Origin of the sequence: Rickettsia endosymbiont of Cantharis rufa (genome assembly GCF_964026445.1) — a bacterium.
Lineage (GTDB): Bacteria > Pseudomonadota > Alphaproteobacteria > Rickettsiales > Rickettsiaceae > Rickettsia.
Map to the genome: position 1 here is coordinate 979,528 of NZ_OZ032150.1, position 13,757 is coordinate 993,284.

The window sequence follows — 13,757 nt, forward strand, 5'->3', positions numbered from 1 at the left end:
AATAATAAGTATGCACAGCAAAATAAATAAAATTCATTATTTTAAAGAAGTTATAGAAGCAATAAAGCAAGCAGATAATACTAGTTTGGTGCTTTTTGACGTTGATGGAGTAATTGTGATGGATAGCGATGAATCTCGGTTAACACATGATTATAGAAAAGAATTGATGGTGGACATTGAAAAAAGACTTACTAGAAAAGAATGCGCATTATTACTTAGCATTGTTCTTAAAGATAGAAAAGCTAGATTTGTTAACCCAGATATCTTAACAATATTTGCTTTACTTAAAGAAAAAAATATACCAGCAATGGGTCTTACTAAACTTCCTACCGGGAAATTCGGTACAATTGAAGATATGATTGAATGGAGAATTCATGAACTCACTAAATTAAAAGTAAACTTTCAAGAATTTTCACCTTTGAAGGATGAAATTATAATAGAAGATTTTAATGCCGGTTACGGTAAACCTACTTTGAAAGACGGAATAATTTATACTGCAGAATATGATAAAGGAAGCGTACTTGAATATGTATTGCATAAAGTGCATTATTATCCTAAATCAATAATATTTATTGATGACATAGAAGAAAATTTATTATCATTACAAGAAACTTGTAATAAACTTAAAATTAACTATCAAGGATTTGAATTTATGGGCTCTGCTAGCGTTCCTGAACCTGATCTTGATGAACAATTAGAAAAAATTAGATTTGAAATTCTAGAAAAAGAATATAAATGGCTAACGGATGAAGAACTTAAGGGACATACTTTGTCATCTAGTAGCTTGTACACGGTATCCAGCTAGAAATTCATAACAATATACGCTTTAGCTGCTTTCCCTAGATGCCGTGAACTTATAGTACTATACAGTTTTTAAAAAGCCCTCGATGTCATTCCCGCGGAGGCGGGAATCCGGGATAAAGCGAGATAAATTGATCTTTTAAAAAATCTTAATTTCAAAGATTTTTTACTTTTCAAATGAAGCTTTAGCAGACCTTAAAGTAACGGATTCCCGCCTACACGGGAGTGACATAGAGTAAAAATGTCCGGTACTGTAGCCGTGGACACAAAGCCACGGCATGACACCCATTGATCTTAGAGTGTAATATTATGTTTATAAAATATATCAGTTTTTTTGTCTTACTTATTTCTCTTTCTAGTATAGCAAGTAAAAAGGAAGAAGAAAAAATTACAGGGGTAAAGGCAACTAAAGTACAAATTGCCGAGCTTTACGACATATTTAATATTGTAGGGCAATGCCAAAATGATAATAGCCGTGATTATTATTCTAATGCCACCGGAGTAGTTGAAAAAGTCTCGGCACATCAAGGAAAAATAGTAAAAAAAGGGGATATATTGCTAGTTATAGATAGAAACATAGCAGAAACCACTAAATCTAGAGCAGAAGCTTTATTAAATACAAAACAAGAAGATTTTAATAGAAAAGGGGCTTTATTTGCTAAAAAATTTGTAAGCAGCGAAGAACATAAAAGATCAAAAAGTGAACTTGAGGATGCCAAATTTAATTACTCTAAAGCCCTAAAAACATACAATGATATGATAATTACTGCACCATACCCAGGTAAAATAGGTGTTATTAAGTCTATGGTCGGAGATGAAGTAAAAATAGGCGATTATCTTTTTAGCATTACCGGAACAAAAGACTCACAAAGTATTTTTATTGAATTACCGGAGTCTTTAAGCGGAAAAGTTGTAGTCGATACTGAAGTTTTAATTGCAGGAAAAATTAAAAGTAAAATCGAGGCAGTATCGCATTACTTATCAGATAACGGCACTTTAACAGCTAAAATTATTTTACCTATGGGTACAAAAATCCTACATAATAGTTATGTAGATGTTATGCTTATAATTAATCCACATAAAAATCTAGCCGTTTCTGAAAGTTGTATTCAACGAAATAATCAAGGTAACTTTATCTATAAAATAGACGGTGATACGATAAAACAATTATACGTAAAAACCGGTACGCGTACTAAAGGTTTAATTGAAATCATCTCTGATGATATTAAAGAGGGTGACTTAGTTGTTACGGAAGGTATGACTAAAATCGGTGATGGATCAAAAATTAGGATACTTGAGGAATAATTATTTATATATGCTTTCTAAGCCATCTTTGTATTCTAGAAATTGTTACACGCATTCCTTCTTGCCTTATAGAAGTAATAGTTAATGCAATCAAAATTTTTGTCACAAAGCAATAGGTTCGTATTTTTTGAATTACATAGTTATTTTTGAAAAAAGAAATATTACTTTTTTTATAGTCTTCATTTTTATTTTCTAATAATCTTAATTGTGTAACAGCCGCTAATAACAAATTAATAGTAAACGGACTAAATTTACTTAAATAAGAATCATTAAGAACATAAGAAGTAATATTTATTAAACCTACTGAATATTTATTTGGATCCATAAACGTATTAGTACCGCCGCTAATTCGTACTTTAGACAATTCTTTGTCTATACCGCCTATTGAGTTTTTACTAGCAATAGATATCCATAAACAACAATCTTCGCCGCTTCTTATATTTTCAGGAAATAAATTTTCTTGGAATAACGTCCAAGTTCCCATAACTGTCGGCATTGCTATTGGACAAGTCTGTATGACTTTAGGAAAAACATTTCCACTAAAAAACCCAGAATGAACGGATTCTATATATTTTCCTTTTTCATTTATTTTTTTATATGAAGTATGGGAAAATATAAAATTATTTTTTTCCATAAACTTTAATTGAATTTCTATTTTATCCTTATAAAACAAATCGTCCGAATCAAGGAAAGCAATATATTTTCCTATAGCATTTTTAATACCTAAGTTACGTGCAGCAGCAGGTCCTTCATTTTTTTTATGAAAATATTTTATTCTTTTATCTTTTTTGCATATTGAAGTTAATTGTGATATATCATCAGTCGATCCATCATCTATTATAAGTATCTCAAAATTTTTGTGTGTTTGAATAAGTACACTTTCTATAGCTTCAATTACCCAATTTATTCTATTATATACCGGTATAATAACACTAACTTTAGTATCATGTAGTACTTGCTTAGCCATAATATTTGCTAAATCACAGGCTTTATTATATGGAGTATTATTTGATAAAAAATTAGCTGTACGAATTAAAAATAAATAAGGAGAGTCTTCCATTTTAATCATTTCTTCTTCTGTTAACTCGTGAAGAAACGATGACCATAATACATTGCATTCTTCATTATGATTTGATACTTTCTTACTACCTTGTTCTGAATGAAAGCGAGATTTAATTAGGATAGACTCGTCAAAATGAATAGGAGCAACACGGAAAATTTTAAACCATAAATCATAGTCTTGTGTTGTCGGTAAAGCTTCATTAAATATACCGACTTCATGAAAATATTTAGCAGGAATTAATAACGAGCAACCATGTATTAACCCTCGTAATAAAGGTAATAACGAAATATTAAGTTTATTTATAGGTAGCACACTATCCGGTTTAATATAACGTAGAGAGTTTCCTTTTTCCTCAATTAATTCATAACCACCATAAATGATAGTATCTTTATTATCTAATTTATTTAATATATTAACTTGATGCTCAATTTTGTTTGGATAATATAAATCATCGTGACTAAGCCATGAAAAATATTCCCCTTTCATGTTTTTTATACCGTAATTTAAAGCAGAACCACAACCACCATTTTCTTTATGAAAATAGCGTATTTTATCACCATATGATAACGCTACATTTTCTGTCTCTCCATTATCTTTTGAACCATCATTAACAACAATAATTTCAATATTTTTGTAAGTTTGTGCTAAAGCACTATTTATAGCTTCTTTCATATAATTAGCCCCATTATAGACAGGTATAATAATCGAGACTAAAGGACGGTAAATATTTAGAGATTTATCTTTTATAGTTGTCATAACTTTTAAAAATAATATATAAAATGTTAGTTTTATTGTTGCATTGCTAACTAAAGAGAGATAGTAATAAGAAGCTCTGTGTCATCTAGTGATTTATGAACTAGATCTAGTTCCCAAGCCACGGTATGACATCTCTCTTTAGTTAGCAATGCCTCTTATTGTTTAAATTTTCTATAGAGCTTTAGAGAAATAGATTTTTCTTCTTCACTAATAATTAATTTATTTTTAAGAATTTTTATTTCTTCTAAAGCATTATTTAGCACTGTTACAGTATTATTTAATTTTATAGTTTAAATTTTTCTCTTCGCTATTTTTAAATGCCCCTCTAGTTTGCAGCAATTGTTTTAATATATCTTGGAATTGTAAACCTAGTTTTTCTAAAAATTCCGGAATCCAAGATGAGATTGGATAGTTAGATAATTGTTTTATAGACTTTAAATCTGAGTTACTAGATATACAGATTATAGAATTAGGGGGGATTTTTTTAGAATGTGCGTCGTTAGTTACGCCATATAATCCTTCATATAAAAATTCTTTGTTCTGATATGATTCAAAGTCTTTTGTAGTAATCCAGTTAACTAAATGTTATATATATTCCCTTCCGGTTTATTAAAAGGTACATTTACTATTAATCGTTTTTTACATTTAAGATTGAGTGCTAGATTTAACCCATCTTCAATATGCTCAAGTGCATGTCGTGATACAACATAATCATATTCTTCTGCTTTTTTAATAAAACTAATAAATCAGATTTAGTATATTTTATATTAGATACTCCATGATCTTGTTCAGCATAAATTATAGATTCTTTACTGATATCTATTGCTATAATTTCTACTCTTAATATATCGCTAATCATAAAAGTCCCGTGTGCTGTTCCACAACCTATATCTAAAATTTTAATCTTTTGATTTAGCATTAATGGGATATTAAGTATATCGGCTTCTATAATTTTTTTAAAAACCTTATAGCTACTTTTATGACGAATCACTTCTAAAATATCATGAGTTTTCCCGGGAATTAATCTTGCTCCATTATTATAAATTTCTTCTAACATAAATTATTTAAACTATTATAACTTTAATAAATATTCGACAATGAATGCAGCAGGGTTTTCTACGGGATCAAGCATTTTTTTAAATTGATTCCTGCCACTACTATTTTCATGATAAGGTAAATAATGATTTTGCTTAATAAATTCTATATAGTTAATAATATCTTGTGGCTCATAAGCAAAATACATATATTTTTTTAATTCTTTAGAGAGAGCATTGCTATTAAATTCATTATTCCAACCATTACTTAAGTAAATTATAGGCTTATCGGCAACTACTACTTCAGCAAGAGATGAAGTACCATCACTTATTACAATATCCGACACCATTATATCATCCAGTAACGACCTGAATGCATGCGCAGAAACAGTAACATTTTTTAGAGAATTAAATCTACTTAATATATTATCCATATCACTTTGGCTTAAGTAATTTTTACCGACCGCATAGGTAAATAGTGTAACATGCGGTCTTATGATAAAATGAATATTAGGATGTTGTAATGCATAATTATAGAAAAAATAGTGATAATTTAAGAAAGTAGAACCTCCTTCATATAAATCTCTATTTTTAAATGATAATTCCCATCTAGGAAGCCATAAAATGGTTTCCGAGTTTGGTTTTTCTTTAATATTATAATTTCTTACTTCATAGTATGGTTGATAACCTGAAACAACAACTCTATCCTTAGGAAATTTATAATTACTAATAAAGATATCCTTTGTACTTTCTGAATCAACAAATACCGTCTCTATGAAACTTGATAACTTATCATCATCAATATTTTTTTGATGAAAGATATGCGGACCATAGACTATATACATAATTTTTGTTTTAGTTCTTCTAAAGCTCTTATACAAATTAGCAGCCGTAAAAGGTTCTGATATATAGCCTTGAAAATTTTCGTAAGGGTTTTGCGTAAAGATAAAATCCGGCTGATAATTTTTTAGTTCAGAAATTTCACATTTTGTATTAACATTTGAATAAGAAGAATACTTACCACATGGATATATCACATCTTGTGTATCAAATTTACTAATAAACTCGGTATCTATTCCTCCTTGAATATTGGGATGAGGATGAGGTACTATTACAATTTTGACATCATGACCTATTTTTTTTATCTCATTATACATTGCGTATACGCCTTTGCCACCGAATGTCTCTGTACTAACAAGAAAAACTATTCTTTTATAAGAATTTTCGTTGGAATAGCAAAAAGAAGATATAAGAGTTATTAGTAAAAAAACACTTAAAAATAAAGTGTTAAGTTTTATTAATTTAAAGAATTTCATGTTTTTGATATGATGATAGTGAATAGAATTACTTTTTAAACCAAACCGTGCGATTAACATAATCAACATAACTTAAAACTATGCGCAATATTTTTTTCGATACAAGCCCTGCTTCGGCATAATCAGATATAATATCTTGCGTATTTTTATTATTATCGTGTTCTTCTGTAATAGCTTTCACCGATTGTAGTACCCGCTCAGCCTTAAAACCCGACATAATAAGCGTTGCGGCGTCCATACCTTCGGGACGTTCATGAGCTTCTCTAATATTTAAAGCCGGCAGATTAAGTATTGATGCTTCCTCGGTAATAGTACCACTATCGGATAAAATGCAAAATGCATTCATTTGTAGTTTTACATAATCCGTAAAACCAAAAGCCGGTAAAAATCTTATTTTATCGCCAAGTTCTTTAAACTCATCTAAATCCTCAAGCCTTTTTTTAGTCCTTGGATGTGTTGAGAAAATTATCGGAAAATTATACTCTTTAACAAGCATTTGTAAACTATTTAATAGTTCTTTTAGATTACTCTTTACGTCGACATTTTCTTCACGATGTGAGCTAATTAAGAAATATTGTTTTGATGTAAGTGACAATTTATCTAAAATATCAGATTTTAATATTTTAGGCATAAAGCGGTCAAGGACTTCAGGCATATGCGAACCTGATTTAAAAATAAGCTCGGCAGGTAGCCCTTCAGCAATTAAATAGCGTCTTGCATGCTCGGTTAACGTAATGTTAACGTCACTAGTATGATCGATTATTTTACGATTAATTTCCTCCGGCACTCGTTGATCGAAACAACGATTTCCTGCTTCCATATGAAAAATCGGGATCTTACGACGTTTAGCAGCAATTACCGATAAACAAGAATTAGTATCACCGTAAAATAAAATTGCATCAGGTTTTTCTTTCTCAAGGACTATGTCAACTTTTTCAATAATAAGCCCGATAGATTTTGCCGTATTGTCTGCCGCTACTTCTAAGAAATAATCAGGTTTTCTAATTCCCATATCATCAAAAAAAACCTGATTTAACTCATAAGCATAATTTTGACCGGTGTGAACTAGTATGTGATTAGTATATTTATCAAACTCGGAAATCACGCAACATAGTTTGATAAGCTCAGGACGAGTACCGACAATCGTCATTACCTTAAGCATTTTTTAGCTCCTCTTGTACGTAGTCAAGAGTCAGTAATAACTCTTTTACTTCATCTAAATTTAAACGTTTTGTATTATGCGAAGTGTAATCCTCTAAAAGCGCCACTTTCTTTTCCCCTTCAACAAAATATTTTGCATAATTAAGATCTCGCCCGTCTATAGGAATGCGGTAATAATCGCCTAAATCTTCAGCCTTTGCCATATCTTCGGATGATACTAACGATTCATAATGCTTCTCTCCATGACGTGTACCGATAAAGCGTATTTTATTTTTGCTATCGAATATTCCTTGTAATGCTTTTGCAAGTACTTCAATCGTACTTGCGGGAGATTTTTGTACGAAAATATCACCCTGATGACCATGCTCAAACGCATATAAAACCAAATCTACGGAATCTACGAGCGACATTAAAAAACGCGTCATTGACGGTTCTGTAATGGTTAATTCCTTGCCTTGTTTTATTTGATTGATAAAAAGAGGAATTACCGACCCTCTAGAAGCCATAACATTACCGTATCTAGTAACACAAAGCACAGTCTCACCTTGCGAACGCATACGAGCTTTTGCTATTGCTAACTTTTCCATTAATGCTTTTGATAACCCCATAGCATTAATCGGATAAACTGCTTTATCAGTACTCAGTACTATAACTTTTGCTACTTTATTATTAATGGCTGCACTTAAAACATTTTCAGCACCTAAGACGTTAGTATTGATTGCTTCCATAGGATAAAATTCGCAAGTCGGAACTTGTTTTAAAGCTGCTGCATGAAATACATAATCTACACCATGCATCGCCTCATCGATACTTTTATAATTACGCACGTCCCCAATATAGAATTTAAGTTTTGAGTTATTCAAAGCAATACGCATATCTTCTTGCTTTTTTTCATCTCTACTGAAAATTCTAATTTCCTTAATATCTTTAATAATATCGGATTTAAGAAAACGAGAAAGCACCGCATTACCAAACGAACCGGTACCTCCTGTAATCATTAAAGTCTTATCTACAAACATTATATATAAATACCTATTTAAAAATTATTTTGGGGTCATTCCCGCGAAAGCGGGAATCCAGCGTAAAGCAAAACAAATAGAGTTTTAGAAAAATCTTTTAGATCAAGATTTTTTACTTTCTCAATAAAGCTTTTAAGTACTGGATTCCTGCTTTCGCAGGAATGACATAGAGAACATTCGCAATGACAATTTAGCCAAACTCATACATACGCTTTACAAGCTCACGCCAATCAGGCGGAGTATATCCCGTTACCTCATTAAAACGAGTAGCATCTAGCGACCTATCTATCACAAGTTCATCTGACGGAATAATATCGATTTCTTTATTATATATTTCCGCTACTAATTTTAACAATTCTAACTTATTAATCGGTTTTGATGCAGCATGATAAAGCCCACGCAATTCTTTATTAGGCAATACAAAATCCTGTACTATTCTTGCAAGTTCTACAGTTGGAAATCCTGAATAAATAGCTTTCTCAAAACCTTTCGCGTGTCCTTCTACACTTAAAAACCAGTTAATTAAACTTCTATTGCCTGCTAGCTCATGACCTATAATTGAAGTACGCAGCGTAATAGCATGCGGGTAGTCTACCTCACCAAGAAATTTAGAACGACCGTAAAGATCATAGCAGTCAGGAAAGTCGCTTTCCTTATAATTACCTTTTTTTCCTGAAAACACACAATCAGTACCAATATGTATTAACCTGCTATCGCTAAGCTTACATAAATTAGCCAGTCTATGCGGTAATAAACTATTTACCGATAATGCTTTTAGTGGGTCATTAGCATCTGCTAATTGTTTTACAAGTCCTATACAATTTATGACGACATCAGGATTTATTTTATTAAAGACTTCAACTAAAGAATCGTGGTTCTCTACATCTACATTTGTAATTAATTTATCTGATAAATCTTTAGAAAAATATGAACAAATGAAGGAACTTCGGGCCGTCGCATAAACATCAAGTTTACTATCTTGACCTAAAAACCTAAACACGCTATTACCGAGCATACCGGTAACACCTAAAATTAATATTTTCATGAAATATTTTATTTATTTTTCTCAAATCGGTTCTATCATAAATAATATATCTTTACAATAAGGTTTTTGCAAAGCTAGGTTCTATGAACATTCCTAATTGATTTTTATCTCTTCTTCTTTTCTAATAAGCTTTAATTCTCTATATAAATCAATATCTTTATATTTATCCAGTATGATTCTTGCTTTTTCTATATTTGGATGAAAAGTCGATATTATTAATTCTAAATCGCTATACTTAATTGTTACTTTATCTCCTATTTTAAGTCTTAATTTCTGTCTTACTTTTACAGGAATAGCAAGCTTTCCATTATTATCGATATAACTTTTTTGTGCTATCATAAAAAATAATTAACTTGCCATAGAAAAGGTTCCTATTCTACGTTCTTTAGCTTTCCAACTTTCATCTTAGGCAAGCTCTAAGTCATATTGGTTTTGCATATTCATCCACCAGCGAGGATTAACATTAAAATACTTACCTAAACGAAGTGCTGTATCGGCGGTAATTGAACAATGATGCTTAATTATATTATTAATCCTAGTAGCAAGTACATCAATATCACAAGCAAGTTTGCTTTGACTAATCCCCATAAGTTCCATAAATTCTTCTAGTAAAATTTGTCCCGGTGGAATAGGAGGTAATTTGTTTGTCATAAATTCTTGACTTTGTTGCATTGACCGTTTTATGTCATTCCCGCGTAGACGAGAATCCAGTAAAACCTATAAAAACCTGTTTTTATAGGTTTATTTTGTCAAATATGCAACTTCTATATCAACATTGAAATTATTTTTCTGGATCCCGCTTTCGCGGAGATGGCATTGAGTAGGTTTTTCGATCCATGCAGCAACTCCTCAATTATTTCCTAATTAAAATCTTTTTATAGAATCAAGTACGGTTTCAAGAATCATACTAGCAGCTACTGCATCATCGTTATTATTACGATCTTTTCTTTTCACCCCAAATGATTTAAGGAAATTATTTGCGGCTTTGGTAGTTAATCTTTCATCTTGTAAATATATAGGCAAATTTATAGATTTTGTTAACTCTTCTGCAAATTTCATCACTATATTTGTTTGCTCCGTTACTACTCCGCTCATATCAATCGGTAGACCTATTACAACACCACAAACTTTATATTTCTGGATGATATTAAGCAAAGGAGTGATAACGACCTTTTTATTTATATCGGTTATAGTATTTAAAGGCATAGCAATACTACGTTCTTGATTAGATAATGCGATTCCTAATTTTTTGCTTCCGTAATCAATAGCTATAAGAGGAGCGTTCGGAATTAAAAGCGGATAAAATTCTTGAAGATTTTTTACGATCATGGTAGTTATTAAATCTATTTACATTATGTTTTATATGCTAAAAACTATTCAAAAACACGTAGACATCAAATTAATTAAATTATCGGCAATTTTAGCCTTTATTTATTGTTTGTTATTTAACACCGCAATATTGATTTATAAATTTGATTATTATAAAGCAACAATCTTTAGGGGGATACTAGAGCTATCAAAAGATTTTTGTTATATTTATATATTTTCTTTTATAGAATTTTTTGGTCTTAGCGTGCATAGATTAGTGTTAAAAATCAGCGTGGGATTTTTATTTATAACATCCGCTATTGCTAGTTATTACATTTATTTTTTCAAAATCCATCCTACTAAACAAGTAATAGGTAGTTTTTTCTCAACGGATTTAAACGAAGTTTATGAATTAACCAGCATTAAGTTAATAATATGGATAATTTTTTGCCTTTTTACCTGTTTTTATACCCTCAAATCTTTTCCTGCCGAAAATTCTAAATCATTCGTAACAAAACTATTATCTGCCGCTTGCTTACTTATTTTTGTATATAATATTATTTCACCTTCATTTAAGATACTAAAAAATTATTTTCCCGTTCAGTATTTACATAATAGCTATCTTAATCTTGCCGGAAATTTTGGTGATAAAAATTATGCAGATATTAGCAAACAATATAATTTTATAGATAACTCTGACACCGATATTATAGGCGTTTTAGTTATAGGAGAATCGGCAAGATTTGATCATTTCGGTATTAACGGTTATGAAAGAGATACGACTCCTTACTTAAAGGTTACTCAAAACTTAATTTCTTTCAAAGCTAAATCTTCTTCTAATCTTACATATCTTTCGGTCCCGTCTTTAATTTCACGTTACCCTGCAAGTGAAATTGAGAATAGTAGACACGAAAATAGCTTTTTATCGGTTTTAACAAATCTCGGCTTTAATACTACTTGGATCGGCACTCAGACTTTAATGAGGAGTTTCGCAAATTTTGACCTCAGTAATATCTATAATGATGTGAATTTTACCATAGTACCTAGCGGCTCTGCCCTATTCTCTCTAAATGATCATGATGAAAAGATGCTCCCTTTTATAGAAAGAATAATAACAAATTCGGGGAAACAATTTTTAGTAGTTCATACTTCAGGAAGTCACTGGAACTATAATACAAGATATCCTAAAGAATTTGAACATTTCACCCCTACTTGTCCTATTAAAGTTAAAGGGGATGCCAGCGATTGCGATAAGCTTGCTTTAGTTAACAGCTATGACAACTCAATTTTATATACTGATTTTTTTTTATCTAATTTAATAGATTTACTTAAAAATAAAAATGCTTTCTTAGTATATGTATCGGATCATGGAGAATCTCTCGGAGAAAACGGCTATTACGGACACGGAGGCCCACTACTTGCAGAACAAGTAACCGTACCGCTTATAGTCTGGGTATCGGATGATTTTAAAGCAAAATATCCTGAATCGGTAGGCTCAATTAAAAATTATGCCAATACCGAAATTAGCCATGATTATGTGTTTCACTCAATACTTGATTGTTTAAATATAGATTCCGACATAATAGATAAGGACTTAAGTATCTGTAAATCTAGTTAAAAATTATTGAATTATTAAAAAATTTATATATAAATTAAAATCTAAATAATTATATATTTATTATTATGTCTGATACATCTAAACTAGAAGACTATTACTATAGATTTTTACAAAATATTTTACTTAAAACATTAGAACAAAATAAAGCTGTAGGAAATTATTTATTACAGAAAGATTTTAGTAGTGCTTTAAATGAGATAAAAAATGTAAATGAGTAACTTGAAGAATATTCAAGCATTCTCTCTTTACTCAAAGTAATTAAAACCCATTTTATTGATAAAAAAATATATAATTAAGTATGACTAAAGCAGTTGGTCAAAGTTTCGATGTCATTCCCGCGGAAGCGGGAATCCAGGGTAAAGCAAGATAAATCAAGCTTTATATTTCAAAATCTGCTGTATTTATACTTATTTTCTGGATTCCAGCTTCCGCGGGAATGACACCAACGGACCAAACTATATCATAAAACAACTTTTTTTAAGCAATGTCGAGTATCGTTTTATTGGTCGCACCTCCATTTTACAGATGTGGATATTAAAAGGCTATACGTTCAATAAGAGTTCCGATGACTTTATCATGAATATCCAATGACTTGGAAAAACAAATTGTTTTACGTGTCAGTCTTTTGCATCTTGTTCTAAGATTTAAGTTACCCCGTTCTATCCGTTGAGTATATTTTTTACTAACAATGTGTTTTTTGGGATCTAATAACCTAGCATAACTTCCCTATCCATCTGTAAAGTAAAAAGTAACCTTAAAATCCTCCAGTTTTTTTCAGTAATGATTCTGATGTGCTATCACATCTTGTACCAAAAGTATAAGCAACTACTTTTAACAAAATCTTATCCAAAGAATATCAAAGCCATCTTTGTTTGGATTTATTCTGTACATAAGACCATTGTTCATCTATTTCAGGAGCAATAATTACTTCTATCGTATTGATAGAATGATTTATCTTTTTTAACGCTAGATTTTTTTAAAACACGGATAACCGTATTGATACCCACTTTTAATACTCTTACTGTATCCCTAACTCCAGAGCCATTGATTGACATATCTACTATCTGAGTCTTGACTCCAGGCTTAGAGGCATTATTAATATATTACAGTTAAAAATATCGATTACACTGCTTGCATTGATATCTCTGTTGTTTTGAAATTGAATATCCCGCCTTTACTACTTTTTCTGTGTCGTTACAATATCTACACTTAACATCTATTCTTGATCTACACTTAACATCTATTCTTGCCATAACTCCTTAACTATAATTCTCTCTTATCACTGTTTGAGTATTATAGACTATTCATGCTAAACTGCAATACGGGGGCAC

11 protein-coding genes and 3 pseudogenes are annotated in these 13,757 nt (G+C 30.7%); 4 read left to right on the forward strand and 10 right to left on the reverse strand.

All coding sequences use genetic code 11. The annotated features are described in order from the left end of the window. Positions 1–10: 10 nt before the first annotated feature. Positions 11–805 carry a DUF2608 domain-containing protein gene (locus AAGD46_RS05575; protein ID WP_341786857.1) on the forward strand — a complete coding sequence of 265 codons (795 nt, stop codon included), beginning with the start codon at positions 11–13 and terminating at the stop codon, positions 803–805. 305 nt (positions 806–1,110) lie between these two features. Further along, positions 1,111–2,106, forward strand: coding sequence for an efflux RND transporter periplasmic adaptor subunit (locus AAGD46_RS05580; protein ID WP_341786858.1), 996 nt, complete (start codon positions 1,111–1,113; stop codon positions 2,104–2,106). 4 nt (positions 2,107–2,110) lie between these two features. Here AAGD46_RS05580 and AAGD46_RS05585 read toward each other — a convergent pair whose 3' ends face one another. From AAGD46_RS05585 to ruvX, 9 genes and pseudogenes are all read right to left on the reverse strand, one after another. Then, positions 2,111–3,925 carry a glycosyltransferase family 2 protein gene (locus tag AAGD46_RS05585; RefSeq protein ID WP_341786859.1) on the reverse strand — a complete coding sequence of 605 codons (1,815 nt, stop codon included), beginning with the start codon at positions 3,923–3,925 and terminating at the stop codon, positions 2,111–2,113. A 573-nt stretch (positions 3,926–4,498) separates the two neighbouring features. Beyond that, positions 4,499–4,982, reverse strand: a pseudogene (locus AAGD46_RS05590) (class I SAM-dependent methyltransferase); the annotation flags it as partial. A gap of 15 nt (positions 4,983–4,997) precedes the next feature. Beyond that, complete coding sequence (locus tag AAGD46_RS05595; protein ID WP_341786860.1) at positions 4,998–6,344, reverse strand: hypothetical protein; 1,347 nt, start codon at positions 6,342–6,344, stop codon at positions 4,998–5,000. Then, positions 6,304–7,437: a non-hydrolyzing UDP-N-acetylglucosamine 2-epimerase gene (gene wecB, locus AAGD46_RS05600; RefSeq protein ID WP_341786861.1), complete on the reverse strand. Its 1,134-nt coding sequence runs from the start codon at positions 7,435–7,437 to the stop codon at positions 6,304–6,306. Before wecB ends, AAGD46_RS05595 begins: the two co-directional genes overlap by 41 nt. Next, complete coding sequence (gene capD, locus AAGD46_RS05605; RefSeq protein ID WP_341786862.1) at positions 7,430–8,455, reverse strand: UDP-glucose 4-epimerase; 1,026 nt, start codon at positions 8,453–8,455, stop codon at positions 7,430–7,432. Before capD ends, wecB begins: the two co-directional genes overlap by 8 nt. Positions 8,456–8,645: 190 nt before the next feature. Further along, complete coding sequence (locus tag AAGD46_RS05610) at positions 8,646–9,500, reverse strand: SDR family oxidoreductase (RefSeq protein WP_341786863.1); 855 nt, start codon at positions 9,498–9,500, stop codon at positions 8,646–8,648. Positions 9,501–9,593: 93 nt separating this feature from the next. Further along, on the reverse strand, positions 9,594–9,839 hold the full coding sequence (locus AAGD46_RS05615; RefSeq protein ID WP_341786864.1) for an AbrB/MazE/SpoVT family DNA-binding domain-containing protein: 246 nt from the start codon (positions 9,837–9,839) through the stop codon (positions 9,594–9,596). Positions 9,840–9,905: 66 nt separating this feature from the next. Next, positions 9,906–10,172 (reverse strand): HigA family addiction module antitoxin, encoded by a 267-nt coding sequence (locus tag AAGD46_RS05620; protein ID WP_341786865.1) that lies wholly within the window; start codon positions 10,170–10,172, stop codon positions 9,906–9,908. Between the two features lie 192 nt (positions 10,173–10,364). Beyond that, positions 10,365–10,829, reverse strand: coding sequence for a Holliday junction resolvase RuvX (gene ruvX / locus AAGD46_RS05625; protein ID WP_341786867.1), 465 nt, complete (start codon positions 10,827–10,829; stop codon positions 10,365–10,367). A 34-nt stretch (positions 10,830–10,863) separates the two neighbouring features. Here ruvX and AAGD46_RS05630 point away from each other — a divergent pair, with 34 nt between their 5' ends. After that, positions 10,864–12,426: a phosphoethanolamine transferase gene (locus tag AAGD46_RS05630; protein WP_341786868.1), complete on the forward strand. Its 1,563-nt coding sequence runs from the start codon at positions 10,864–10,866 to the stop codon at positions 12,424–12,426. A 65-nt stretch (positions 12,427–12,491) separates the two neighbouring features. Continuing rightward, positions 12,492–12,722, forward strand: a pseudogene (locus AAGD46_RS05635) (hypothetical protein). 238 nt (positions 12,723–12,960) lie between these two features. Here AAGD46_RS05635 and AAGD46_RS05640 read toward each other — a convergent pair. Next, positions 12,961–13,679: pseudogene (locus AAGD46_RS05640) on the reverse strand (IS1 family transposase). Between the last annotated feature and the right edge of the window lie 78 nt (positions 13,680–13,757).